General features: G+C 41.1%; 25 protein-coding genes. All 25 read left to right on the plus strand.

Annotation, left to right across the window (positions count from 1 at the left end):
• Positions 1–5 precede the first annotated feature (5 nt).
• The 25 genes from AC0C45_RS21160 to kamA all read left to right on the plus strand — a co-directional run bounded on the left by AC0C45_RS21160 (position 6) and on the right by kamA (position 24,822).
• Positions 6–1,250 (plus strand): acyl-CoA dehydrogenase, encoded by a 1,245-nt coding sequence (locus tag AC0C45_RS21160; RefSeq protein WP_472928734.1) that lies wholly within the window; start codon positions 6–8, stop codon positions 1,248–1,250.
• The gene (locus tag AC0C45_RS21165; RefSeq protein ID WP_016764113.1) at positions 1,228–2,001 is read left to right on the plus strand and encodes an SDR family oxidoreductase; all 774 of its coding nucleotides are present in this window, start codon (positions 1,228–1,230) and stop codon (positions 1,999–2,001) included. Before AC0C45_RS21160 ends, AC0C45_RS21165 begins: the two co-directional genes overlap by 23 nt.
• A gap of 19 nt (positions 2,002–2,020) precedes the next feature.
• The gene (locus AC0C45_RS21170) at positions 2,021–3,637 is read left to right on the plus strand and encodes a long-chain-fatty-acid--CoA ligase (RefSeq protein WP_047932307.1); all 1,617 of its coding nucleotides are present in this window, start codon (positions 2,021–2,023) and stop codon (positions 3,635–3,637) included.
• 90 nt (positions 3,638–3,727) lie between these two features.
• On the plus strand, positions 3,728–4,291 hold the full coding sequence (locus AC0C45_RS21175; RefSeq protein ID WP_034652079.1) for a TetR/AcrR family transcriptional regulator: 564 nt from the start codon (positions 3,728–3,730) through the stop codon (positions 4,289–4,291).
• An 83-nt stretch (positions 4,292–4,374) separates the two neighbouring features.
• Positions 4,375–5,256 (plus strand): 3-hydroxyacyl-CoA dehydrogenase family protein, encoded by an 882-nt coding sequence (locus tag AC0C45_RS21180; protein ID WP_047932305.1) that lies wholly within the window; start codon positions 4,375–4,377, stop codon positions 5,254–5,256.
• Positions 5,256–6,038, plus strand: a complete 783-nt coding sequence (locus AC0C45_RS21185; RefSeq protein WP_280169091.1) for an enoyl-CoA hydratase — start codon at positions 5,256–5,258, stop codon at positions 6,036–6,038. The genes AC0C45_RS21180 and AC0C45_RS21185 overlap by 1 nt, the downstream gene beginning before the upstream one ends.
• Positions 6,039–6,052: 14 nt before the next feature.
• On the plus strand, positions 6,053–6,454 hold the full coding sequence (locus AC0C45_RS21190) for an acyl-CoA thioesterase (RefSeq protein WP_016764118.1): 402 nt from the start codon (positions 6,053–6,055) through the stop codon (positions 6,452–6,454).
• A gap of 25 nt (positions 6,455–6,479) precedes the next feature.
• Positions 6,480–7,538 (plus strand): phosphotransferase family protein, encoded by a 1,059-nt coding sequence (locus AC0C45_RS21195; RefSeq protein ID WP_047932303.1) that lies wholly within the window; start codon positions 6,480–6,482, stop codon positions 7,536–7,538.
• On the plus strand, positions 7,535–8,278 hold the full coding sequence (locus AC0C45_RS21200; RefSeq protein WP_047932301.1) for a 2-phosphosulfolactate phosphatase: 744 nt from the start codon (positions 7,535–7,537) through the stop codon (positions 8,276–8,278). The genes AC0C45_RS21195 and AC0C45_RS21200 overlap by 4 nt, the downstream gene beginning before the upstream one ends.
• Entirely contained in the window at positions 8,266–10,044 is a 1,779-nt protein-coding gene (locus tag AC0C45_RS21205) for an acyl-CoA dehydrogenase family protein (protein ID WP_237894047.1), read from the plus strand. Before AC0C45_RS21200 ends, AC0C45_RS21205 begins: the two co-directional genes overlap by 13 nt.
• Positions 10,045–10,055: 11 nt before the next feature.
• Entirely contained in the window at positions 10,056–10,817 is a 762-nt protein-coding gene (locus AC0C45_RS21210) for an SDR family NAD(P)-dependent oxidoreductase (RefSeq protein WP_034652064.1), read from the plus strand.
• A gap of 29 nt (positions 10,818–10,846) precedes the next feature.
• On the plus strand, positions 10,847–11,620 hold the full coding sequence (locus AC0C45_RS21215) for an enoyl-CoA hydratase/isomerase family protein (protein ID WP_301542926.1): 774 nt from the start codon (positions 10,847–10,849) through the stop codon (positions 11,618–11,620).
• Between the two features lie 14 nt (positions 11,621–11,634).
• The gene (locus tag AC0C45_RS21220) at positions 11,635–12,618 is read left to right on the plus strand and encodes a quinone oxidoreductase family protein (protein WP_013083170.1); all 984 of its coding nucleotides are present in this window, start codon (positions 11,635–11,637) and stop codon (positions 12,616–12,618) included.
• Positions 12,619–12,811: 193 nt separating this feature from the next.
• Positions 12,812–13,696, plus strand: a complete 885-nt coding sequence (pdxS, locus tag AC0C45_RS21225; RefSeq protein ID WP_014460089.1) for a pyridoxal 5'-phosphate synthase lyase subunit PdxS — start codon at positions 12,812–12,814, stop codon at positions 13,694–13,696.
• Positions 13,697–13,733: 37 nt separating this feature from the next.
• A complete protein-coding gene (locus AC0C45_RS21230; RefSeq protein ID WP_013083172.1) occupies positions 13,734–13,982 on the plus strand; it encodes a ferredoxin in 249 nt (82 codons plus the stop codon).
• Between the two features lie 214 nt (positions 13,983–14,196).
• Positions 14,197–14,526 carry a DUF3870 domain-containing protein gene (locus AC0C45_RS21235; RefSeq protein ID WP_013057066.1) on the plus strand — a complete coding sequence of 110 codons (330 nt, stop codon included), beginning with the start codon at positions 14,197–14,199 and terminating at the stop codon, positions 14,524–14,526.
• Between the two features lie 178 nt (positions 14,527–14,704).
• Entirely contained in the window at positions 14,705–15,361 is a 657-nt protein-coding gene (locus AC0C45_RS21240; RefSeq protein WP_034652060.1) for a CoA transferase subunit A, read from the plus strand.
• A 1-nt stretch (position 15,362) separates the two neighbouring features.
• A complete protein-coding gene (locus AC0C45_RS21245; protein ID WP_013083174.1) occupies positions 15,363–16,025 on the plus strand; it encodes a 3-oxoacid CoA-transferase subunit B in 663 nt (220 codons plus the stop codon).
• Positions 16,025–17,215: a thiolase family protein gene (locus tag AC0C45_RS21250; protein WP_034652056.1), complete on the plus strand. Its 1,191-nt coding sequence runs from the start codon at positions 16,025–16,027 to the stop codon at positions 17,213–17,215. The genes AC0C45_RS21245 and AC0C45_RS21250 overlap by 1 nt, the downstream gene beginning before the upstream one ends.
• Positions 17,203–18,588, plus strand: a complete 1,386-nt coding sequence (locus AC0C45_RS21255) for an aminotransferase family protein (RefSeq protein ID WP_047932297.1) — start codon at positions 17,203–17,205, stop codon at positions 18,586–18,588. The genes AC0C45_RS21250 and AC0C45_RS21255 overlap by 13 nt, the downstream gene beginning before the upstream one ends.
• Complete coding sequence (locus AC0C45_RS21260) at positions 18,572–19,867, plus strand: aminotransferase class III-fold pyridoxal phosphate-dependent enzyme (RefSeq protein WP_047932296.1); 1,296 nt, start codon at positions 18,572–18,574, stop codon at positions 19,865–19,867. Before AC0C45_RS21255 ends, AC0C45_RS21260 begins: the two co-directional genes overlap by 17 nt.
• 28 nt (positions 19,868–19,895) lie before the next feature.
• Complete coding sequence (locus AC0C45_RS21265) at positions 19,896–21,353, plus strand: aldehyde dehydrogenase family protein (RefSeq protein WP_034652047.1); 1,458 nt, start codon at positions 19,896–19,898, stop codon at positions 21,351–21,353.
• Between the two features lie 29 nt (positions 21,354–21,382).
• Complete coding sequence (locus AC0C45_RS21270; protein ID WP_237894049.1) at positions 21,383–22,903, plus strand: M81 family metallopeptidase; 1,521 nt, start codon at positions 21,383–21,385, stop codon at positions 22,901–22,903.
• Positions 22,891–23,370, plus strand: coding sequence for a GNAT family N-acetyltransferase (locus tag AC0C45_RS21275; RefSeq protein ID WP_013057074.1), 480 nt, complete (start codon positions 22,891–22,893; stop codon positions 23,368–23,370). Before AC0C45_RS21270 ends, AC0C45_RS21275 begins: the two co-directional genes overlap by 13 nt.
• A 42-nt stretch (positions 23,371–23,412) precedes the next feature.
• Positions 23,413–24,822 carry a lysine 2,3-aminomutase gene (gene kamA / locus AC0C45_RS21280; RefSeq protein WP_016764132.1) on the plus strand — a complete coding sequence of 470 codons (1,410 nt, stop codon included), beginning with the start codon at positions 23,413–23,415 and terminating at the stop codon, positions 24,820–24,822.
• Positions 24,823–24,824: the final 2 nt, after the last annotated feature.

A 24,824-nucleotide genomic window follows, 5' to 3' on the forward strand; every position in this document is an offset into this window, starting at 1 on the left:
CTACCGTGTATTTTTCTTACTCTGACAAAGTAGTGAAGCTGCAAGAAGAATTGACCTCTTTTATGGAAGAGCATATTTACCAAAATGAACGGCTATACGAACAACAGCTGAATGAACAGCCATCTAGATGGTCAGCTGTTCCTCCGATCATGGAAGAGTTAAAAGAAAAAGCAAAGCAAGCTGGATTATGGAACTTATTTTTGCCAGAAAGCGAATATGGAGCGGGTCTAACAAATGTCGAATATGCCCCTCTTTGCGAAATTATGGGCCGTTCTATTATTGGACCAGAAGCTTTTAACTGCGGAGCTCCTGACACCGGCAATATGGAAGTACTGGTTCGATACGGAACGTCCGAACAAAAAGAAAAATGGCTAAAGCCGCTGTTAAATGGAGACATTAGCTCCTGCTTTTCTATGACAGAACCGGATGTAGGTTCTTCTGATGCCACAAACATTCAGTGCAGTATTGTAAGAGAAGGCGATGAATATGTGATCAACGGAAGAAAATGGTGGTCTTCAGGTGCGGGAGATCCTCGCTGTAAAATTGCTATTGTCATGGGAAAAAGCGATTTTACCGCATCTAAATATGAACAGCAGTCTATGATTCTAGTTCCTTTAAATACGCCAGGAGTTAAAATTGAACGAATGCTGCCAGTCTTTGGATACGATCACGCTCCTCATGGACATGCTGAAATTCATTATGACAATGTGCGTGTGCCAGCGTCTAATATGCTTTTAGGCGAAGGAAAAGGGTTTGCTATTGCTCAAGGCAGATTGGGGCCTGGACGTATTCATCACTGCATGCGTTTAATAGGAGCAGCGGAAAGAGCGCTTGAAGAATTATGTAAGCGTATTCAAAATCGTTCTACGTTTAATAAGTTGCTTTCTCAGCAAGGGGTTATTCAAGAATGGGTGGCAGAATCGCGTATTGAAATTGAGCAAGCTCGCTTATTAACATTAAAAGCTGCTTATATGATGGACACAGTTGGAAATAAAAAAGCGCGGAAAGAAATTGCTATGATTAAAGTAATGGCTCCTGCTATGGCTTTAAAAGTCATTGATCGCGCTATTCAAGCATTTGGAGCAGCAGGTGTTTCAGAAGACACGCCGCTTGCGGCACTTTGGGCAAATGCTCGAACTCTTCGCCTCGCTGATGGTCCAGACGAAGTGCACAAAGCACAGCTTGCAAGACTTGAGTTAAAATCCTATCAAGAAAAGGAGGCAACCTATGCACATAAAGGATTTGTTTGATTTAACTGGGAAAACAGCTATTATTACCGGCGGAGGCAGAGGATTAGGAGAACAAATGGCAGAAGGGCTTGCAGAAGCAGGGGCAAATATTGTTCTATGTTCGAGAAAGAAAGAAGCATGTCAGCAAGTGGCCGATCGATTGGCCACCATGGGCGTAAAAACCCTCGCTTTAGCATGCGACATCAGTCAGCCTGAAGATATTAAAAATGTCGTGCATCAAACGATTGAAACATTTGGACGTATTGATATTTTAATTAATAACAGCGGAGCTACGTGGGGTGCTCCGGTTGAAGAAATGCCTCTTGAAGCATGGCAAAAAGTGATGAATATTAATGTTACAGGAACGTTTTTAATGTCCCAAGAAGCTGGAAAACAAATGATTAAACAAAAAGCTGGCAAGATTATTAACATTGCTTCAATTGCCGGTCTTGGAGGAACAGATCCTCAATACATGGATACAATCGGGTACAACACGAGTAAAGGAGCGGTCATTACGTTTACGAAAGATTTAGCTGTCAAATGGGGACAGCATAATATTCAAGTTAATGCGATTGCGCCGGGATTTTTCCCTACTAAAATGTCAGGTGCGATTATGGAACAAGGCAAAGATTATTTTCTAAGTCAAACCCCTTTAAAACGCTTTGGCTCCGAAGCTGATTTAAAAGGAGCATCTGTTTTTCTTGCTTCTGCGGCGTCCAATTATATTACGGGAGATATTCTGACAGTAGACGGTGGAGTTCATGCTATGTGAATAAGAAAGGAGTAACTTGATGGAAGACGTTAAAAAATGGTTTACCCCTTATCCAGAAGCCTATACTCACGACATTCACATCGAAGACATTTCACTATTTGATATGCTGAAAGAAACAGCCGAACGTTATCCTGCTCATACGGCAACACGCATGTATCAGCATACGCTAACGTACCAGGAGCTGTATCATTCAGTTCGCGTATTTGCAGGAGCACTACAGAAAAAAGGGATTAAAAAAGGAGATCGTGTAGCAATTATGCTGCCAAACTGTCCGCAATATATAATAAGCTATTTCGGCATTGCAGCAGCGGGCGGCATTGTTACTCAGGTCAATCCTATGCTTGTCGAACAAGAGCTAGAGCATATTTTAAACGATTCCGGGGCAAAAAAAATAATTCTGCTCGATGATTTTTATACGAGACTTCAAGAGATAAGAAACCGCGTTGATATAGCAGAAGCGATAACTGTAAGCTTGCAAAAACCTTTTGTTCCTGCATCACCAGACCTTTCCTTCCTAGATTTTTTAACCATAAAACATGAATTTAATCAGCCGGCCATCCATCCAGCACACGATATTGCTGTTCTTCAGTATACGGGAGGAACGACCGGACCATCTAAAGGTGCGATGCTTACACATACAAACATTTACACAAACGCAGTTCAATCATACGAAATATTTAAGCATGATATTGAATTAGGAAAAGAAAAATGCTTAACCGTTATTCCATTATTTCATGTATTTGGTATGACTTCCTGTATGCATTTATCGATTCTTTGCGGAAATGAAATATTGCTATTGCCGCGTTTTGATTTGAAAGAAGTATTAAATACAATAAAAAAAGAGCAGCCTAGTATTTTTCCTGGTGTGCCAACTATGTATGTCGCGATTACCAATCATCCTCAGGCAGAAGAATACAACATTGAAAGTATTCGCATCTGCAACAGCGGCAGTGCACCGATGCCTGTTGAGCTGATGAAAGAGTTCGAACGAAAAACGGGTGCTAAAGTGTTAGAAGGGTACGGCTTATCAGAAGCGTCCCCCGTGACGCATTGCAACCTGCCGTTTTGTGAGAGAAAGCCGGGTACTGTCGGACTTGGCGTTCCACAAACTGCTTATAAAATTGTAGACGTGGCTACCGGAACAAAAGAACTGCCAAGAGGAGAGCTTGGAGAAATAGTAATTAAAGGGCCTCAAGTTATGAAGGGCTATTGGAATCAACCTGAAGAGACGGCTCACGCGCTTAGAAACGGCTGGCTGTACACGGGAGATATTGGACAGATAGATGAAGACGGGTATTTATCCATTGTTGATCGCAAAAAAGATATGATTATTGCGAGTGGTTTTAATGTGTACCCTCGAGATATTGAAGAAGTTTTATACGAACACAGCCACATTAAAGAAGCCGTTGTAATTGGTGTGCCGCATCCTTACAGAGGAGAAACCATTAAAGCGATTTTGGTAGTGAAAGAAGGGAAATCTCTTTCCGAAGAAGAGCTTACTTCTTATTGTCGACAGCACCTTGCAGCTTATAAAATTCCGCGAATCTTTGAGTTTCGCGCTGAGCTTCCTAAGACTAATATAGGGAAAATTTTACGACGGGCACTACGAGAAGAAGTGGTGAAAGAAACGATGTAAATAAGCTGAACATAAACAAACTTTTTCAAAAGCTCCCTCTAAGCCATGGTATAATTTGTGAAAATGAGAAAAGACAGAGAGGGTTTGACGATGAAAGATTTGATGATGGAACGAAGCATTCAGCTTTTTGCTCAAAAAGGTTTCAAAGAAACGTCGATTCAAGATATTGTAAATGAATTAAACGTCACAAAAGGAACGTTTTATTATTATTTTAAAAGCAAACAAGAGCTTTTAATGGATATTCACCTTCAATATATTGAAAGATTAATAGAAAACCAAGAGGCCATTCTTGCAGATAAGACAACATCTTATCCAGAAAAGCTGCACAGTATTATTTTTAAACTTGTTCATGATATTGAGAAAGAAGGTCTTCGAGCTAAAGTGTTTTTTCGAGAGATGCGTCATTTGAGTGAAGAACACTTAGAACAAATCATTCCAAAGCGCGATCGTTTTAAAGAAAATGTACAAGAGATCATTGAAAAGGGAATAGAAGCAGGGCAGTTCCGTTCAGATTTGCCTTCAGATATCGTGACGCTAGGCATATTAGGAATGACAAATTGGAGCTATTTTTGGTTTCAGCCGGATGGAGAAAAATCAGACCGAGAAGTTGCGGCTATTTTTTATAAGATGCTGATGAAAGGTATTGAGTCATAGTAGCTGCTAGGCTAGACAGTGCTCGTAAAAGGCGGGAAAGTATAAGCTCTTTCTCTCCTTTTATATTAAAAGGAGGCTATAACATGAATAGTAAAGATATACAGCGTATTGCTGTTATTGGAGCAGGACAAATGGGACATCAAATCGGTATGCTTTGTGCACTCGGAGGATATGAAACAATTATTCAAGATATGAATGAACAATCACTCATTAATGCAAAAGACAAGCTGGAAGCAATTATAGGCAAGTGGGTTCAGAAAGGAAAAATCTCTTTTGAGGTTAAAGAAGCCGCATTTCGAAGATTGTCTTTTACAAACACATTAAAGGAAGCGGTTTCAAGTGCTGATTTTGTAATTGAAGCTGTGGTAGAAAAGTTAGATGTAAAACAAAGTGTCTTTAAAGAAATAGATGAGTACGCACCAAGTCATGCCATTTTAGCATCGAATAGTTCAACAATTGTTAACTCGCTTATTGCAAGTGCAACAAACCGTCCAGAGCAAATCGTTAACATGCATTTCTTTTTCCCTCCCCTTGTAATGGACTGCGTAGAAGTTGTGATGAGTGAAAAGACAAGTAAAAAAACAGCTCAGACGACAATGAACGTTTGCAAGCAAATTAATCGCACAGCAGTCCTTCTGAAAAAAGAAATCTCAGGTTTTATTGCTAATCGAATTTTAGGAGCGTTGCAAAAAGAAGCCGTTTTCCTTTATGAAAATGGATACGCAGATTTTGAAGACATTGATACGATTTGTAAAAAAGCGCTCAATCACCCGATCGGTCCTTTTGAATTGATGGATCTCTCGGGAATTGACGTCGGATATTTTGTGATGCAGCAGCGCTATAGCGAAACGGGGGATCCAGAGGACAAGCCAGCTGCGTGTATTGAAGAAAAAGTTCAAAAAGGCGAGCTTGGACGTAAAACAGGAAAAGGTTTTTACACATACCACACACAAGGAGTGAAGTAATGATGAAAAAATTTGTACGTGTTGAAAAAGAGGAGAAAACGGCAATTGTAACCATTGATAACCCGCCTTTAAATGTAATGAGCCAGACTGTTGTGCAGCAGCTTGAAGAAACGTATGAAGAGCTTAATAAAGATCCTGATGTCATTACAATCATTTTAACAGGAGCGGGCGACCGGGCGTTTATGGCCGGAGCTGATATTAAAGAGTTTCCTCAGTTAATAGGGCAAAGCGGCATTAAAGAAGAGTTTATGAAAACCCATCGTGTTTTGCAAAAACTTGAAAACATTGAAAAACCAACAATTGTCGTGTTAAACGGTTTAACGTTTGGAGGAGGATGCGAACTTTCACTAACCGCTGATATACGCATTGCTGAAGAACATGCTCAAATAGGTCTTCCGGAAGTGAAGCTCGGATTGTTTCCTGGAGGCGGCGGAACTCAGCGTCTTCCGCGCGTGATCGGCGTTTCTAAAGCTAAAGAGTGGATGTTTGCCGGCAGTCCTGTTTCTGCAGAAGAAGCGCTTCATGCAGGCTTTGCCAATCATATAACGCCTAAAGGAAAAGGGCTCGAAAAAGCAAAAGAGCTGGCTAAGAAATTTAACCGTCACTCTCTTCCGTCACTTTCTCGAATTAAGACAGCGGTAAACGAAGGAATGAATCGTACATTATCTGAAGGTCTTGAACTTGAGGCAGAGCTGTTTGAAGAAGTCTTTCAAACAGAAGATATTAAAGAAGGAGTATCAGCATTTATTGAAAAGCGTCCCGCTGTTTTTTCACATAAGTAAAGGAGGAGAAAATCATGTATGAAACACAGGTCAAAGTGCGTTTTTGCGAAACAGACGCACTCGGTCACATTAACAATACGAGCTATTTCATTTATTTAGAAGAGGCCCGTATTGCTTTTTTTGAAGAAATGGGAGCATCCATGCATACAAAAAAGTGGGAGTATATTTTAGCGTCTACTAAATGTGATTTTGTTGCGCAAGGTTATTTTAATCAAGTGCTAATGATTAAAACCTTTGTATCTAATGTCGGCAATAAAAGCTTTACAATGGGTCATGAAATTACCGACAGCAAGACGGGATCGCTGATTGCTAAAGGAGAAGCTGTCATCGTGTACTTTGATTTTGATGCACAAAAAAGCGTGTCTATTCCAGCGGACATTAAGCAGTTTTTGATGAATTATAAAGTAGCTGTTTAACTATAAAAAAGCAGGTGGTAAAAGAATGTCACAAATCATTCCTGTACGAAAAGGAGAGGAATTAAACATGGAAAAACTGCATCAGTTTCTCCGTGTTTCGATTCCTGATTTACCTAAAGAGCCTCTTTTAATCAAGCAATTTGGATCAGGTGCGTCCAATTTAACCTACGCTCTTTCAGTCGGAGAGTGGGAGGCGGTGTTGAGACGCCCTCCCTTTGGGCCAGTTGCGCCAAAAGCGCATGACATGCAAAGAGAATACAAGATTTTATCTGTTTTATCGAAGTCTTTCCCTCTCGCTCCTAGACCGTATGTGTTTTGTGAAGATGAGACGGTGGTCGGGAAATCCTTTTTTTTAATGGAGAGAAAGCACGGTGTTCTCATCGACACAGCGTTTCCAGAAGACGTGAAAGGAACTGACGAACTTTGCCGTTGTATTTCAGAACAAATGGTGGATGTCCTTGCTCAACTTCATGATGTTCCTTATAAAGGCACGCTTCTTGAAAAAATCAGCAAGCCCGAAGGATTTTTAGAACGTCAGGTACACGGCTGGATTCATCGTTATGAAAAATCAAAAACAAGTGACATACCGGAAGTAGAAGTCCTAAAAAAATGGTTGACCACACACATCCCCACTACACAGCATTCGACCATTATTCACTATGATTACAAGCTTAACAATACGTTATTTTCACCGGATGGAAATAAAATTGTAGGATTATTTGACTGGGAAATGACAACCGTTGGAGACCCGCTTGCTGATTTGGGAGTGGCGCTGAGCTACTGGATGGAAGACAGCGATCCTGAACTTTTGAAAAGAGGACTCGGAAATCCACCTGTTACTGTGCAAAAAAGCTTTTATTCCCGTCGAGATTTTGTAGAAGCATACGCTAAAAAAAGCGGACGGGATGTTTCACACATTGACTTTTACCTAAAATTTGCGTACTTCAAGCTTGCTGTCATTTGTCAGCAAATTTATTACCGTTATAAAAAAGGCCAAACAAATGATAAACGGTTTTCACAATTTGGAGATTATGTAAAAACACTAATTATTCATGCTCTGCACACAGAACGAGGACATATATGAAAGGGAAAATTCACGTAATACTCAAAAAAGAAGAGCTTCTTTCCAAAAAGCTAGAAGGAAAAACGGTTGTTATATTTGACGTCTTATTGGCTACGTCAACAATTGCGGCTGCTTTACAGCAAGGAGCAATAGAAGTTATTCCAGTAAAAAACGAAGAAGAAGCGCGTGAAAAAGCAAAAACGTACAAGCCTGATGATATTGCGCTTGTAGGCGAATATAGAGGGAAAACGATTGAAGGTTTTTTTGATCCGAATCCCAGCACGTTAAAGGAGCATGTTCAAAATAAAACGGTTATTTTGTCCACGACTAACGGAACTGTAGCCATTCATAACGCTGAAAAAGCAAACCATGTATATACAGCTTCGCTTTTAAACGGAGAAGCGGTTGCCAGTGCTGTTTGTCAGCAAGGTCAAGAGGAAACTGTTTTATTGGTTTGTTCAGGTTCAGCCGATCGCTTCTGTCTAGAAGATTTGTATGGAGCGGGGTATTTTATAAGCTGTCTGCTGCAACTAAAAACATTTCATTTGACGGATGCTGCAAAAGCCGCACTGCTTTTGTATGAGGCTTATGAGCATTCACCTGTTGAAATATTGAAGCGCTCAGCTATAGGAGAAATGCTCACTCAGTATGGCTTTCTAAACGAAATTGGCTTTGTAAGCCGGAAAAACGTCTATTCCGTAGCTCCTAAGGTAGTGAAAAAAAAGCTAGTAAACGGGGAGGAAACGATATGTCTGAAATGAAAACAAAAGCAAAAGGCGGCTCATTTTTACTAAAAAAAACATCTACGCATCACGTTTATACACCCGAAGACTTAACGGATGAGCACCGTATGATTGCTCAGACAGCAAAGCAGTTTATTGAAAAAGAAGTAGACCCTTACCATAATGACATTGAGCAGCAGGATTTTAATAAAGTAGTAGAATTGATGCATAAAGCAGGCGAGCTTGGACTTCTTGCTCACAGTATTCCAGAAGCATATGGAGGACTAGGTCTTGATAAAGTAAGCAAAGGACTCGTCGGTGAAATCATTGGCCGGACAAGCGGATATGGAGTCGCTCATTCTAATCATACATGCATTGCGACACTTCCTATTACGTATTTTGGCACCAAGGAGCAAAAAGAAAAATACTTGCCTAAATTGGCAAGCGGCGAATATATTGGGGCCTACTGTTTGACAGAGCCAGAAGCAGGTTCTGATGCTCTTGCAGCCCAAACAAAAGCCGTATTAAATCCTGAAAAAACGCATTATGTATTAAATGGAACGAAGCAGTACATTACCAATGCTGCCTTTTCAGATACGTTCATCACGTATGCAAAAGTAGACGGTGAACATTTTACCGCTTTTATTGTAGAAAAAGGTTTTGAAGGACTGTCTCTCGGGCCAGAAGAAAAGAAAATGGGAATCAAAGGGTCGTCTACTCGTCCAGTTATTTATGAAAATTGTTTAGTACCCGTAGAAAACGTACTTGGACAAGTAGGAAAGGGTCACTTGATTGCGTTGAACGTCTTAAACCTCGGACGTTTTAACTTAGGTTCTGCATGTATGGGCGCAGCGAAATATGCGTTTGAACTTGCTTTAGCTTATACAAAAGAACGCAAGCAGTTTAAAACAGCTATTGCGGAATTTAATGCTTCAAAAGAAAAAATAGCAAAAATGGCGGCTCGTATTTTTGCATCTGAATCTATTCAGTACCGTACATCCGGTTTACTAGAAGAGGCGCTTGGTGGCTTATATGAAAGTGAAAATCATAAGTTAGTAGCTAAACAGCTGGCTGAATTTGCAATGGAATGTTCAGTTTGTAAAGTGTACGGATCGGAAACTCTTGATTTAATTGCCGATGAATCGCTGCAGCTTCATGGCGGTGCGGGGTTTATTCAAGAATATAAAATAGAACAAGTATATCGTGACTCACGCATCAATCGTATTTTTGAAGGCACAAATGAAATCAATCGCCTTTTGCTTCCAACTCAGCTTCTAAAAAAAGCAGACAAAGGAGAAATAGAGCTGAGCAAACAAGTAGAACATGCTGTTAGTGAATTGATGAGCGGTCAGTGGGAAATATCTTCAAATGAACTTCTAGCAAGAGAAAAGCAGGCGGTTATTACCACAAGACATTTATTTCTTGCTTTGTTAGGAACAGCATTCCAAACGTTTAACGCCAATCTAGCACAAGAACAAGAAATGCTGATGAAGCTCGCAGAAATTGCTATTGGACTATTCGCTATGGAGTCATCTGTGCTGCGCGCGGAAAAAGCTGTGAACAAAAATGGAGAAGAAAAAGAAAAGTTAAAAAGCAAGCTGTCAGCAACGGTTGTTAGTGAAACGCTCTTTGAAATTGAAAAGCAGGCTCGACAATTAATAAACGGGATGTTAACGGGTGAAAAACACCGACAGTACCGCACAATTCTTGGAAAATGGATGAATGATTTGCAAAGTGAAGGAGAGTTCACGCGCAATCGAGGCATTGCCCGTGAATTTATCGACAGCGGGCGATATGTTGTATAAGGAGGGATGTTATGCGTTTTGAAGGGCAAATAGCTGTTATTACAGGAGCTGGAAGCGGCATTGGAGAAGCGACCGCTCAGAGAATGGCGAAAGAAGGAGCTCACGTCATTCTTGTCGGGCGAACGAAAGAAAAGCTAGTACAGGCTGCATCGGCTATTGACACACGGTGTGAACGAAAATGCACGGATATTTTCCCAGCTGATGTAACGAAAGAAGAAGACGTCAAAGAGCTGGCTGAGTTTATAAAAGAAAAGTACGGACAAATTCATTTATTAATTAATAACGCAGGCGGATCAGTTAATTCAACAATCAAAGAAACAACGCTTGAACAGTGGAAACACGTGCAGGACGTCAATTTAACAAGCGTATTTCTTGTCACAAAACATTTGATTCCTTTTTTAACTGAAGAAATAGGAGGAAATCGATCTATTGTTAACATCGCTTCTCTTTCAGGACATAAAGCCGGGGCACAAATCCCTCACTACAGCGCTGCTAAAGCTGCTTTAATTAACTTTACAAAAGCAATGGCGTTTGAGTTAGCTCCCCGTGGAGTCAGAGTAAACTCTGTGTCTCCTGGATTCGTAGAAACACCTTTAACGCAGCCTGGACTTGAAAATGAGCGCTTCACTAAGGCAATCGAAAAAAATACGGCTTTAAAACGTGTAGGTAAACCAGATGAAATTGCAAACGTTATTGCTTTTGCAGCGTCTAAAGAGGCATCTTATATGACAGGAAGTGATTTATTAGTAGACGGTGGGTGGCTTATCGTTTAATGCAAAGTAAAGAGGAGGGAATCTGGATTATGAGTGATTTAGTAGTAGAAAAGCACGGGAGTATTTTATCTTTAACGTTAAATCGGCCGGATCGTTTAAATGCATTCAGTGAGGAAATGATTGAAAAGTTAACAGCTGAAATAAAACAGGCGCAAAGCGATGAGTCTATTAAAGTGGTTATATTAAATGGAGCAGGGCGCTCGTTTTCTGCCGGAGGCGATGTAAAAACGATGGGCCAAGCGTCCGGATCTGATGTTTATGAACATATCGGCCGTTTAAATGAATGTATTTTAGCGATGCAAAATCTAGAGAAGCCAATTATTTCAGCAGTTCATGGATTTGCAGCAGGAGCGGCTTTTAATTTAGCTCTCGCTTCTGACTTTATCATTGCGTCAGAAGAAAGTCGGTTCGTATTAAGCTTTTCTCAAGTTGGATTGATTTCAGACGGAGGAGGCCTTTACTTTCTTACAAAGGTCGTTGGTCCCCATAGAGCGAAGGAACTATTATTTTTAGGAGAGCCTATGGATGCCGATACGGCTTACAAAGCTGGTTTTTTAAACCGTGTAGTACCGTTAAATCAGCTGAAAGATGAGGTCACATCCTTTGCAAGTCGCTTATCACAAGGACCAACCAAAGCGTATGGAAAAATGAAAAAAATTGTCAACGATTCCTTTCATTTAACATTAGAACAAGTCCTTGAACAAGAAAGGCTAACGCAAGTTCTTATGGTAGAAACAAGAGATCATCAAGAAGGAATATCTGCATTTAAAGAAAAAAGAAAGCCACTATTTCAAGGGAAATAAGAGGGGGATATAAGATGAAAGCCATTCAATTTACGCAGTACGGAGGACCTGATGTTCTTCAAGTTATCGATATTGCACGCCCTGTACCAAAAAAGAAAGATGTGCTCATTAAAGTTGCGGCAATCGGCGTTAATTACGCCGACGCTGCACGGCGTGAAGGAGCATACGTAGTCGAAACACCGCTGCCTTTTATCCCAGGCTCTGAAGTTGCGGGCGAAGTGGTTGAAGTAGGCGAGGATGTAAAAGGGATAAAAGTAGGTACAAAAGTCGTGACGCTGCTGGGATCTAATCGAGCAACAGGATACGCTGAGTACACGCTGGCTGACTCAAGAGGTCTTATTCCTTTGCCGGAGAATGTGGATTTAACACAAGCGGTTGCTTTGCCTCTTCAAGGACTCACGGCTTATCATATTTTAAAAACAATGGGTCGCCTTGAAAAAGGAGAAACCGTCATCGTTCATGCGGCAGCAGGCGGCGTTGGAACCTTAGCTGTTCAGCTTGCCAAAATTTTTGGAGCTGGAAAAGTTATTGCTACAGCGAGCTCCAAAGAAAAGCTTGAGCTTGCAAAAAACCTCGGAGCTGACGAAGCGATTAACTATACAGAAACAGGCTGGGAAAAACAAATTTTAGAAGTAACGGAAGGAAAAGGGGCCGATATTATTTTAGAAATGGTAGGAGGGCATATATTCTATGAATCTCTTCAATGTCTTGCACCATTTGGGCGCCTCGTTTTTTACGGAATGGCTAGCGGAAAACCTGTAAAATTTAACCCTGCCCGCCTGATGGAAAAAAATCAATCGGTTCTAGGCTTTTTCTTACCTCAAATGATGGCAAAACCAACACTTTATCAGCAAAGCCTGCATGAGCTATTAAACTACGTAAATGCCGGTCAGTTAAAATTAATGCTGGGCGGCACATTTTCACTTGATGAAGCGGCAGATGTACATCGTCTGCTTCAAGGAAGAAAAACGACCGGAAAATTAGTATTAGTTCCTTAACAAAACAGCTTCCGTCTCTAATAGGGATGGGAGCTGTTTTGGTTTAAAAAATTGGCTTTCACCTGCCAAATTTTTAAAAACTGCTTAATAATTTGGCATAAAAATCAATGTTTTTTACTAATTTCTTCTATATTTTAACACTGGCATGGAAGTTGCATAATAAGTGTTTGAACATATAAAGGAGGAATTGAATATGGTGAGAAATGGAACGGACCGCGTGAAGCGGGGAATGGCAGAAATGCAAAAAGGCGGCGTTATCATGGACGTGATCAATGCAGAACAGGCAAAAATTGCAGAGGCAGCAGGCGCTGTTGCTGTTATGGCGTTAGAGCGTGTTCCAGCTGATATTCGTGCAGCAGGCGGTGTGTCTCGTATGGCAGACCCAACAATTGTTGAAGAAGTGATGAACGCTGTATCCATTCCAGTTATGGCGAAAGCTCGTATTGGCCATATTGTTGAAGCACGCGTGCTAGAAGCAATGGGTGTAGACTATATTGACGAAAGTGAAGTACTCACTCCAGCTGATGAGGAATATCACCTTAACAAAAGTACATTTACGGTTCCATTTGTATGCGGATGCCGTGATTTAGGGGAAGCAGCAAGACGAATTGGTGAAGGTGCTTCGATGCTTCGTACAAAAGGCGAACCAGGAACAGGAAACATTGTCGAAGCAGTGCGTCATATGCGCCAAGTAAACGCTCAAGTACGTAAAGTGGTAGGCATGGATGAAGACGAGTTAATGACAGAAGCAAAACTATTAGGTGCGCCTTATGAGCTATTACTGCAAATTAAACGTGAAGGCCGCTTACCGGTTGTAAACTTTGCAGCAGGCGGCGTAGCAACACCCGCGGATGCAGCGTTAATGATGCAGCTTGGAGCAGACGGTGTGTTCGTTGGATCAGGAATCTTCAAATCAGACAACCCTGAAAAATTTGCGCGAGCAATCGTGGAAGCAACTACTCATTATCAAGACTATGAACTGATTGCAAGCTTATCAAAAGGATTAGGAAGTGCAATGAAAGGAATTGAAATTTCATCATTATTACCAGAAAATCGTATGCAAGAACGCGGCTGGTAATGAGTAATAACTTTTAAACTTAGTTAGGAGAATGATCATGGGGAAATATACGATAGTCGATAAAGAAACGTGTATTGCGTGTGGTGCATGTGGAGCTGCGGCACCTGATATTTATGATTATGATGATGAAGGAATTGCGTTCGTTATACTTGATGATAATCAAGGCACGGCTGAAGTGCCCCAAGAGCTGGAAGACGATTTAATAGATGCGTTTGAAGGCTGTCCAACAGAGTCCATCCGTATAGCGGATGAAAAGTTTGATGGAGACTCGAATAAATTTCAATAAAGTGGAATAAATAAAAAAATAGAAAGTTTTTTTAAAAGAAAAGAAGGATTTTGTCTAGAAAAGGCGAAATATTAGTTGTGTAAGAACATATCTTTTTAAAAATGAAAGCACTTACATAACTAAAAGCATATGAGTTAATCTCATTTGACCTTTCAGAATTATTAGTGTAAAAGTGCGGAGTAATTAAATAGTTTTTAAAAGGAGATTAAGGGGCATGCAAATACTGAATACAGTCATTGTGACAGGATATGCAAAAGCTCCACAGGGAACTTCCATGTATGAAATGTATAAGCATGCGGGAATTGTACTAGAAGTGGATCTGACAGAGCATAAAATTGTAAATGCTGAGTTTACGTTTATTACGGAGCTGACGCAAAATTTTTTCCGGAAGCTGCTTATTGGTTACTGCCTTGCAGATGGAATTGAACCTCTTATTGAACGTATTCAAAATTATTATTTTGCTCCATCTCAACAGGCGATTATCGTAGCGCTTCAGGCTGCAATCCAACGTTACTGGGATAATGTGAATCAAAAAATTACATAGCGTTTGGTTAGAATAAAGTGAGAAGACAACCTCTTTTCATGGTCTTATTAAAGCCAAGCAGACACACACACTTTACAAAGAGTGGGGACATCCCTGTTTCTTTGGGGAGTCATTGTGTCCTGCTTGGTTTTTTTCGCGTAAAGCGCTGTGAAATATAAAAAGAAAAGGAGGAAACAAAATGAACAAAATCATCACGCGCGAAGAAGCAATAGAAAAAATAACAGATGGCGCCCGCATTATGGTAGGTGGATTTGGTCTCGTTGGAAGCCCGCTTAGTCTGATTGAAGCGATTGCCAAATCAAACCTTAAAGATTTAGAGATTATTAGTAATAACCTCGGTGAACCTGGAAAAGGATTAGGTGTATTGGTTCAAAAAAAACAAGTAAAAAAAGCCATAGGTTCTTATTTTACTTCCAACCCTGAAGTTGTACACGCTTATCAACAACAAGAACTCCAAGTGGAGCTCATCCCGCAAGGAACAATGTCCGAGGCTATTAGGGCAGGAGGAGCAGGCATCGGAGGATTTTATACGCCTGTGAGCGTAGGGACTCAGCTTGCGGAAGGAAAAGAAGAACGAGTATTAAAAGGAAAGAAATATGTTTTGCAAGAATCGCTGCATGCAGATGTAGCTCTAATAAAAGCTAAAAAAGCAGATCGACTCGGAAATCTTATTTACAGCAAATCAGCGAGAAACTTTAATCCAATGATGGCAACGGCAGCTGATATCGTGATTGCTGAAGTAGAAGAAGTGGTGGAAGTTGGGCAGATTTCTCCTGAAGAAATTGTAACTCCTCATTTATACGTTACTTATATCGTAGTGAAAGGAGAACAATAAGATGAACGTCAAACAATATATTGCTGCGCGTGCTGCAAAAGAGCTTTGTCACGGAGATGTAGTGAACTTAGGAATCGGCATTCCTACTTTAGTTGCTAATTATATTTCACCCGATGTTCACGTGTTTTTACATTCAGAAAACGGGATTCTTGGCGTTGGCCCTACTCCTGAAGAAGATTATATAGATCCAGAACTTGTGAATGCTGGAAAGCTGCCCGTCACGGTTTTGGAAGGTGCCTCATTTTTTAACAGCGCTGATTCCTTTGCCATGATACGGGGAGGCCATGTGAATGTATCGATTCTTGGAGTGCTTCAAGTAGATGAAGCAGGCCGAATTGCAAACTGGGCTGTTCCTGGGAAAAGTGTTCTTGGCGTAGGAGGAGCAATGGATTTATTAGAAGGCTCAAAAAAAGTTATTGTTACGACTCTTCATACGAACAGCCAAGGAGAGTCAAAGCTAGTTGGGGAGTTAACTTATCCGCTTACTTCAGAGCGACGAGTCGATATGATTATTACGGAATTAGCTGTCTTTTCGGTAACAGACCTTGGTCTTGAACTTCTTGAAACAGCGCCGGGTGTTTCTTTAGAGACAGTGCAACAAAAAACGCAGGCTTCTTTTCGCGTCTCTAAATTATTTAATAAAAACAATGAGGTGACAGCATAATGGCAGTGATTGTAAATGCATTTCGAACGCCTATTGGAAAGTTTGGCGGTTCGCTTGCAGATACGCTTCCAGAAGAACTAGTCTCTCTTGTAATGAAAAACAATTTGTCTTCAGCGGGATATACTTCAGAGATTGTTGATGAAATCATTGTCGGACAAACGAAACAAAGCGCTCATGCTCCTAATATAGCGAGAGTAGCCGGGCTGAAAGCTCAATTCTCTGAACGTATTCCAGCTTATACCGTGCACCGCCAGTGCGGTTCAGGCATGCAGGCTGTAATGAATGGAGCTATGTCCATTTTATCAGGTCAAGCCGAAGTGGTATTAGCCGGAGGAGTGGAAAGCATGTCTCAAGCACCGCACTATACGGTAGGCACTCGTTTTGGTTTTCACGTTGGTGATTTAACACTCTATGACTCTAATACAGAAAGTCAGCCAAAATCACAGCCTGAAACGTTATACGGAACGTTTACGATGGGACAGACGGCCGAGTGGCTCGCTGAAAAATATAGTATTAGCCGCACGGAACAAGATGAGTTTGCTTTTTATAGTCAGGAAAAAGCTAGGCGGGCTATAGAACTTGATTTGTTTGAAGAAGAAATTATCCCGGTACCTGTAAAAGAAGGAAAAAAAGGTATGAGGCATTTTGCAACAGATGAATTTCCTCGTCTTACTAGCAAAGAAAAGCTTGGTGCGCTTAAGCCTGTTTTTCAAAAGAATGGAACGGTGACAGCTGGCAATTCATCCGGCAGAAACGATGGCGCTTCAATGATGCTGTTGATGTCGGAAGAAAAAGCTGAGCAGCTTGGATTAACGCCTATGGCAAAGGTTGTGTCGTTTGCCGCAGCGGGCGTCTCTCCAAAGGAAATGGGAATTGGCCCCGTTTCTGCTTCGCAAATTGCTTTAAATAAAGCCGGTTTAAGCTTAGGTGATATGGACTTGATTGAATTAAACGAAGCATTTGCCGCTCAAAGTATTGCTTGCTTAAGAGAATGGGACATCACATCAGAAAAAGTGAATGTAAACGGAGGAGCGATTGCGCTTGGACATCCTTTAGGGTGCTCCGGGGCAAGAATTATAACAACTCTGTGTCATGAGCTTCACAAGCAAAAAAGACGATACGGCCTGGCTACTATTTGCGTTGCAGGAGGATTAGGAATGGCGATGGTGGTGGAAAGATGGACGAAATAAAAAGAGATTATGTTTTTCATAGAGATTTAACAAAAAAGTATCCAATGATTACGCATGGTGAAGGAAGCTACTTAATAGATGAACAAGGAAAAAAGTATTTAGACGGCTGCTCCGGCGCCGTGGCGGCAAACTTAGGGCACGGCATTGCGCAAATAGCCGAGGCGATGGCTGAGCAGGCAAAAAAAGCGGCGTTTGTTCATACATTGCGTTTTGAAACGGATGTTTTGCATAAACTTGCAGGGGTCATTGGTAAAATGGCGCCGCTTCATTTAAACAAAGTCTATTTTACATCAGGAGGATCAGAAGCAAATGAAAGTGCATTAAAATTAGCAAGGCAATATCACAGAGATGCCGGAAAGACGCAAAAACACATCGTAATCGGAAGATGGCAGTCTTATCACGGAAATACGATAGGCGCACTATCAGCTGGAGGAGACGTAAAAAGACGATATCCGTATACACCTAATCTTTTACATTTTGCGCACGTTTATTCGCCGTATTGTCATCGCTGTCCGTATAATCGCAATCAAGAAGACTGCGTGGCAAATCAAAACTGGAGCTGCGTCACCGATATTGAACGAACCATTTTAGAGCTCGGTCCAGAAAATATTTCAGCTTTTATCGCAGAGCCCATTGTAGGAAGTCAGCAAGGAGCTGTCGTACCTCCGCTTGACTATTTCAAAAAAGTACGTGAGCTCTGCAGCCGCTATGACATTCTTTTAATTATTGATGAAGTTATGACAGGCTTTGGGAGAACAGGAACTGATTTTGCAGTGGAACAATTCGGAATCGAGCCGGATATTCTAACTTTTGGTAAAGGAGTTTCAGCAGGATACGCTCCTTTAGGAGGAATGATTGTCCATGACCGTCTGATTCAAGGGCTGTTAGAAAATAGCAGCGGGAAGTTTCTTCATGGCTATACGTACAGTGGACATCCTGTTTCAATAGCGGCAGGCCTTGCTGCTTTGGATATGTATGAAGAAATGAATATCCTTCAAAACGTTGAAACTCAAGGCGCGTATTTAATGGAATGTTTAGTAACGCTCGAGCGCAAGCATCCTTATATTTCAGATATTCGCGGCCGCGGACTTTTAATTGGATTAGAACTAATGAAAGACGCCAATCAACAGATATTTTTCGAGCCACGTGAAGCAGCCAGCGAAAAGCTCAATGAAATTTGTATGGAGCTTGGAGGCGTCTTTTATCCAGGATCCGGATCTATAGATGGACATAAAGGAGAACATATCATTATCAGTCCTCCTTTAAATATAACGAAATCAGAAGTTGATGAAATAGTGAGATTGCTAGATCATGCGTTTTCTATTTTTTATCAGCACATAAGAAAGGATGAGTCATATGAAAGTGCAAAATAAAACGGAAGAGCTTCAAATCAAAGGAAAAAAACATTTATCACCGGTGATGACAAGAGTAACAGAGCTTGTTATTGAAAAAGCGCACGGTGCAAAATTTTGGACAGCTGATGGCAAGGAATATATTGATTTTGTATCAGGAGTAGCTGTCAATGCAGTGGGTCATACGCATGAAAAGATGGTAGAAGCGATAAAAAAACAAGCAGATCAGCTGCTTCACCTAGGCTTAAACTACGGCTATTACGAAACAGCAGTGAATTTGGCAGAAAAACTTGCGCAAATTACGCCTGGAAACTTAGATACGGTTTTCTTTTCAAACTCAGGCGCAGAAGCCATTGATGGAGCACTTAAGTTAGCAAAAGCGGCCACTGGCAGACCAGCGATTATTGCTTTCGAAGGTTCTTTTCATGGCCGTACATTAGGAGCTACAGCTATTACAGCTTCAAGCTCCAAGTACCGAAGCTACTACGAGCCGATTTTAGGAGAAGTATATCACGCGCCTTATCCGTATCCAAGTCAGCTTCCTAATGTTGACGAGGAAGAAGCAGAAGCATATTGCTTAAATCAACTGCAAAAGCTGTTTGAACTGCGAGTGGATCCTTCACGCGTAGCGGCGATTGTAATTGAGCCAGTCATGGGCGAAGGAGGCTATTACCCTGCTCCTTCTAGCTTTTTACGCGCACTGAGAGACATAGCGAATGATTATGGCATTCTGCTTATCTTTGATGAAGTGCAAACGGGATTTGGACGCACTGGAAAAATGTTTGCCGCAGAACATGCTGGAGTCACACCAGATATTTTAGTTTTAGCAAAAGCTCTTTCCGGTGGTATGCCACTAGGAGCGATTGTAGCAAGCCGAGAACTGCATGAGAAATGGCCAATAGCTGGACATGGTTCTACTTTTGGCGGAAATCCAGTATCGTGCGCAGCTGCTTTAGCTAATATTTCAATCATTGAAGAAGAAAAGCTTGTAGAGCGCAGTGAAAAAGTAGGTGCCGATATTGTTAAACGTCTTCAGCATTCTATCGGACATTTACCGGCTATTAAAGAGGTTAGAGGAATTGGTATGATGATCGGCATTGAATTTCATGTTGAAACAGCAGCTGCTTATGTCCCTGTTATTAAATCAAAAGCGCTGGAAAGAAGACTGCTTATCATGAACTGTGGAGTCAAAGGGCAAACTATTCGCTTAATGCTGCCCCTAAATATTGATAAAGACGTGCTGAATCAAGGGCTGTCTTTATTAGAAGAAGTCATCACAGAAGCAGTTTCAATTAACTAGCTTTTTAAATGAAAAGGAGGGTAACAATATGAGTCAAACTAAAACCGAACTGCTGCAAGGAAATTTATATATTAACGGCGAGTGGGTAAGTGAAGAGGAGCAAACCTATTTTGAAAGTATAAACCCTGCAACACAAGAGCTCGTCGGAACGTGTGCAGCCGCTACGGCTAGTCAAGTCGATGCTGCGGTAAACGCGGCTAGTACAGCCTACAGCTACTGGAAAAATACATCTATTCCTGAACGTGCAGCATTTTTAACAAAAGCAGCTTCGCTTTTTGAAGACAGAAAAGAAGAGCTAGCTCAAGTGATGACAAAAGAGATGGGAAAACCGCTGACAGAATCAATAGGCGAAGTTGGTGTCGTCATTGCAACAGCTCAGTATATGGCGGGAGAAGGAAGACGTTTGTTTGGCGAAATAGTGCCTGCTGGCTTTCCTGACCGAGATATAAAAATGGTTCGCGAACCGCTTGGAGTTGTAGCATGTATTACACCTTGGAACTTTCCTGTTTCTCTCGCTTCTTATAAAGTGTTTGCCGCTTTAATCGCTGGCAATACCGTTGTCTGGAAGCCGGCTTCAGAAGTGGCGCTCTCAGCGAAGATTTTTATGGAAGTATTGCACGCTGCGGGGCTTCCAAAAGGAACAATTAATTTGCTTACGGGATCGGGCAGAATCGTTGGACAAAAGCTTGCTACGCACTCTGAAGTGAAAATCATCTCATTTACAGGTTCTACGGAAGTTGGTCAGCAGTTAGCAGAAATGAGCAGCAAAACCTTAAAACGAATTTCTTTAGAGCTAGGAGGAAAAAACGCGGTTATCGTATTAAAGGATGCCGATCTGGATAAAGCAGCAGAAGGAATTGTTAAATCAGCATTTACGACAACGGGGCAGCGCTGTACCGCAGCTAGCAGAGTCATCGTGGATCGTTCAGTAAAAGAAGAGCTGTTGAAAAAAGTAATAGCTCTTACAGAAGAAATGAAGATTGGAAATGGTCTTGATGAAGGGGTTGTGATAGGACCGCTTGTTAATGAACAGCAGTGTCGTTTAGTAGAAGATTACGTACAAAAAGCGTTAGAAGAAGGCGGGAATATTGCGCTTGGAGGTCGTGCTTTATCAGAATTAGGGGCTTGTTATTACATGCCTACAATCATCGATAACGTCCATTCGAATCACACAATTGCTCAAGAAGAGATTTTTGGCCCCGTGCTTGCTTTTATTGAAGTAAATGGCTATGAAGAAGCAATGAGCGTCAATAATGGAACGATGTACGGACTTTCCACTTCTATTTATACAAGAAGCTTACATTATGCCAGCCGAGCGGCGAAAGACGCTGTTAGCGGATTAGTCTATATCAATAACGGAACATCTAATGCTGAAATGGGAGTAGCATTCGGAGGAATGAAAATGTCTGGCAACGGCCACAGAGAAGTTTCTCATCATGCATTTGATGTAATGACAGAATGGAAGTCTGTCTACACCAACTATTAATCTCGCACCTTAGCGAAAAGGAGGAGCACATGTCTTCATATCGCATTGGCATTGCCTTTTTTTATCATGAATCTCACAGCTTTAGTCCGTTAAAAACAGAAATAGAACAGTTTCTACAAGAAGGATATTTTGTTGGAACGGAAATATATAAAGCATATTCAGGAACCAAAACAGAAGTAGGGGGATTTTTGGATGTATTAAAGCAAGAGAAGCAAGTAGAAATCGTTCCCCTTGTTTGTGCAGCTGCAGTTCCGTCTGGGGTTGTATCTTCGGCGGCTTATTACACAATTGAAAAGCAAATGCTGCATGCGCTTACTCACGCCGGCCCGCTAGATGGCTTGTTAATCGCTTTGCACGGCGCAATGGTAGTAGAGCATCTTTTCGATCCTGAAGCTCATTTGTTAGGTCAAATAAGAAGCTGTATAGGAAATAGCGTTCCTATTGCTACTACGCTCGATATGCATGCAAATGTCAGTGAAGACATGCTTACGTACACGCCGCTTCACTTTGGTTTTAAAACATATCCTCATGTTGATATGTACGAACAAGGAGTCAACGCTGCGCGAGCGCTTTTAACACAAATAAAAGAAAGCGCTGTCTATTATGCGTCTTTAAAAAAATTGCCTATGCTGTTGCCCTCAATTAATATGCGAACAGCAGAAGGCCCTATGAAAAAAATGATTGACCTTGCTAAGCAAGCTGAGCAAGAAGAAGACGTATATAATGTTTCCGTTTTTGGAGGCTTTCCATATTCCGATATTCCAATCGCCGGAGCAAGCGTGCTCGTAGCTGCTTTGAATCCTGAAAAAGCAGAAAAAACAGCAAATAAACTAGCTTCTCAGTTTTGGAATATAAAAGAAGAATTTATAGTCGATTTACCTACCGTTGAAGAAGGTCTGCAAACAGCGTTAAAACTATCCAACACAAAGCCGACAGTGCTCGCTGATATAGCAGATAATCCTTTAAGCTGTGGAAGCGGCGATACAACAGAACTTTTGAAATACATGCTGAAGCTAAATATGCCGGGGACACTGTTTGGAGGTCTTTATGACCCTGAATCTATTAAACAATGCGTGCAAGCAGGAGTTGGGAATTACGTCTCTCTTTCCTTAGGAGGAAAAGTTTCTCCTGAGTTTGGAAAGCCCGTTGAAGCTGAAGCAAAGGTCATTGGTTTATCAGAAGGTGAGTTTTACAATTCGGGACCGTTTAATCAGCATTTGAAAGTAAATGTAAAAGGTGCAGCTCATATTCGAGTAGGAGAATTGGATATTTTGCTGATTGGAAGGCCGGTATCAGCAAACGATCCTGAACTTTTTCGCCATATTGGCATTGAGCCAACGACGAAAAAAATCATCGGTTTAAAAGCTAAAAATCATTTCAGAGCCGCTTTTGAACCGCTTGTAGGATCTATCATCTATGTGGATGCTCCAGGCGTAGCATCAAATCGCTTAACGACCTTTAATTATCAGCACATTCCAAAGTTAATCTGGCCGCTGCAAGATGTCAAATATGAAAGTGAAAAAAGGAGGAAAGAAAAATGGATGCATTAAAAGAGCAGTACTATATCGAAGTGCCGGAATCGTTAAATCCGGAGCAGCAAAAGATGATGATTGAACTTGAAAAAGATGCGTTTCCGGGCATGGGAGCCGTTGATGAACAGACGCTTGTACCTTTAGCCCGCTACGGCAAGCTCATTCAATATTTCCAGGAAAATGATGCAAGGCCGATTGCCATTTGCGAGCTGCTTCGGGATTACAAAGATATCACAAAAGCTTATATCTTTGGTTTCTACGTCCGATCTGATAAACAAGGAAGCGGAATTGGACAGCTGTTTTTAGAAGAAATATTTTCGATTCTAAAAAAAGATAATTTCGAAAGCGTTTGTTTGACTGTGAATGTAAAAAATGAAGGGGCTGTGAAGCTGTATAAAAAAATGGACTTTACCATTAAAGAAACGCGAGCAGGAGAGTTTGGCGAAGGAGAAGATCGCTATTATATGGTGCGGTCAATTTCTTAGTAGAACATCTATTCAAAAAATAAACTTTGGAGGGAATATAAAATGAACAATACGTTATATAAAGCAAGCAGACACTGGAAAGAAATCGAGCTTTGGAAAGATGTAACGGACGAGCAGTGGAACGACTGGGTATGGCAGCTGACAAACACGATTAAAACATTGGAAGATTTAAAGAAAGTGATAAATTTAACACCTCAAGAAGAAGAAGGTGTTAAAATTGCAACCAAAACGATTCCGTTAAATATCACTCCTTACTACGCATGGTTAATGGATGAGAACGATCCGAAATGTCCAATCAGAATGCAGTCCGTTCCTATTTCAGAAGAACTGCATAAAACAAGGTATGATTTAGAAGATCCGCTTCATGAAGATGAAGATTCACCGGTTCCTGGGTTAACACACCGTTATCCCGACCGCGTGCTGTTTTTAGTTACAAATCAATGCTCTATGTACTGCCGCTACTGTACCAGAAGACGTTTTTCAGGGCAAATTGGCATGGGGGTTCCAAAAAAACAGCTGGATACAGCTATTAATTACATTGCAGCCAACCCTCAAATCCGTGATGTGTTAATTTCCGGAGGAGACGGCCTATTAATCAATGACAATATTTTAGAATATATTTTGAAAAATTTGCGCGATATTCCGCACGTAGAAATTATTCGTATCGGTACAAGAGCACCGGTGGTGTTCCCGCAGCGCATTACAGAAAACCTGTGCAATATCTTGAAGAAATATCATCCGGTTTGGCTAAATACGCATTTTAACACATCAATTGAAATTACAGAAGAATCAAAGCGTGCTTGTGAAATGCTTTCGAACGCAGGAGTTCCAGTTGGAAACCAAGCGGTTATTTTAGCCGGAATTAACGACAGCGTGCCAATCATGAAGCAGCTTATGCATGATTTAGTAAAAATTCGCGTGCGTCCTTATTACATTTATCAATGTGATTTATCAGAAGGAATCGGCCATTTCCGTGCGCCGATCAGTAAAGGGCTAGAAATTATGGAAGGACTTCGCGGCCATACGTCCGGCTATGCAGTTCCTACGTTTATCGTGGATGCTCCTGGAGGAGGCGGTAAAATTCCGCTGCAGCCAAACTATATTATTTCTCAAAGCTCCAATAAAGTGGTGCTTCGAAACTTTGAAGGTGTTATTACATCTTATCCGGAGCCGCAAAATTACCAAAGTGGAAGCGCAGAAGAATTTTATAAAAAAGTATATCCTGAAGTATTTGAAAAATTTGAAAGCAACGGTGTTCTTTCAATTATTGATGATACAAAGTTCAACTTAACACCGGAAGGTCTAAACCGTCTTGACCGCCGGAAAACGTATGACCAAAATCCAGAGCATAGCTCTTTGAAAGACAAGCGTGAAAAGCGCGATCAATTAAAAGAGAAAAAATTTGAAACACAAATGAAAAAATACGAAACGGCGGGAGCGAAGGAGGAATAATA

This window comes from Priestia sp. VA7, assembly GCF_055710015.1.

Excerpts from the sequence above, each read along its gene's own strand:
- AC0C45_RS21165 (WP_016764113.1), top strand. The coding sequence starts at position 1,228 with ATGCACATAAAGGATTTGTTTGATTTAACTGGGAAAACAGCTATTATT.
- AC0C45_RS21170 (WP_047932307.1), top strand. The coding sequence starts at position 2,021 with ATGGAAGACGTTAAAAAATGGTTTACCCCTTATCCAGAAGCCTATACT.
- AC0C45_RS21175 (WP_034652079.1), top strand. The coding sequence starts at position 3,728 with ATGAAAGATTTGATGATGGAACGAAGCATTCAGCTTTTTGCTCAAAAA.
- AC0C45_RS21180 (WP_047932305.1), top strand. The coding sequence starts at position 4,375 with ATGAATAGTAAAGATATACAGCGTATTGCTGTTATTGGAGCAGGACAA.
- AC0C45_RS21185 (WP_280169091.1), top strand. The coding sequence starts at position 5,256 with ATGATGAAAAAATTTGTACGTGTTGAAAAAGAGGAGAAAACGGCAATT.
- AC0C45_RS21190 (WP_016764118.1), top strand. The coding sequence starts at position 6,053 with ATGTATGAAACACAGGTCAAAGTGCGTTTTTGCGAAACAGACGCACTC.
- AC0C45_RS21195 (WP_047932303.1), top strand. The coding sequence starts at position 6,480 with ATGTCACAAATCATTCCTGTACGAAAAGGAGAGGAATTAAACATGGAA.
- AC0C45_RS21200 (WP_047932301.1), top strand. The coding sequence starts at position 7,535 with ATGAAAGGGAAAATTCACGTAATACTCAAAAAAGAAGAGCTTCTTTCC.
- AC0C45_RS21205 (WP_237894047.1), top strand. The coding sequence starts at position 8,266 with ATGTCTGAAATGAAAACAAAAGCAAAAGGCGGCTCATTTTTACTAAAA.
- AC0C45_RS21210 (WP_034652064.1), top strand. The coding sequence starts at position 10,056 with ATGCGTTTTGAAGGGCAAATAGCTGTTATTACAGGAGCTGGAAGCGGC.
- AC0C45_RS21215 (WP_301542926.1), top strand. The coding sequence starts at position 10,847 with ATGAGTGATTTAGTAGTAGAAAAGCACGGGAGTATTTTATCTTTAACG.
- AC0C45_RS21220 (WP_013083170.1), top strand. The coding sequence starts at position 11,635 with ATGAAAGCCATTCAATTTACGCAGTACGGAGGACCTGATGTTCTTCAA.
- pdxS (WP_014460089.1), top strand. The coding sequence starts at position 12,812 with ATGGTGAGAAATGGAACGGACCGCGTGAAGCGGGGAATGGCAGAAATG.
- AC0C45_RS21230 (WP_013083172.1), top strand. The coding sequence starts at position 13,734 with ATGGGGAAATATACGATAGTCGATAAAGAAACGTGTATTGCGTGTGGT.
- AC0C45_RS21235 (WP_013057066.1), top strand. The coding sequence starts at position 14,197 with ATGCAAATACTGAATACAGTCATTGTGACAGGATATGCAAAAGCTCCA.
- AC0C45_RS21240 (WP_034652060.1), top strand. The coding sequence starts at position 14,705 with ATGAACAAAATCATCACGCGCGAAGAAGCAATAGAAAAAATAACAGAT.
- AC0C45_RS21245 (WP_013083174.1), top strand. The coding sequence starts at position 15,363 with ATGAACGTCAAACAATATATTGCTGCGCGTGCTGCAAAAGAGCTTTGT.
- AC0C45_RS21250 (WP_034652056.1), top strand. The coding sequence starts at position 16,025 with ATGGCAGTGATTGTAAATGCATTTCGAACGCCTATTGGAAAGTTTGGC.
- AC0C45_RS21255 (WP_047932297.1), top strand. The coding sequence starts at position 17,203 with ATGGACGAAATAAAAAGAGATTATGTTTTTCATAGAGATTTAACAAAA.
- AC0C45_RS21260 (WP_047932296.1), top strand. The coding sequence starts at position 18,572 with ATGAAAGTGCAAAATAAAACGGAAGAGCTTCAAATCAAAGGAAAAAAA.
- AC0C45_RS21265 (WP_034652047.1), top strand. The coding sequence starts at position 19,896 with ATGAGTCAAACTAAAACCGAACTGCTGCAAGGAAATTTATATATTAAC.
- AC0C45_RS21270 (WP_237894049.1), top strand. The coding sequence starts at position 21,383 with ATGTCTTCATATCGCATTGGCATTGCCTTTTTTTATCATGAATCTCAC.
- AC0C45_RS21275 (WP_013057074.1), top strand. The coding sequence starts at position 22,891 with ATGGATGCATTAAAAGAGCAGTACTATATCGAAGTGCCGGAATCGTTA.
- kamA (WP_016764132.1), top strand. The coding sequence starts at position 23,413 with ATGAACAATACGTTATATAAAGCAAGCAGACACTGGAAAGAAATCGAG.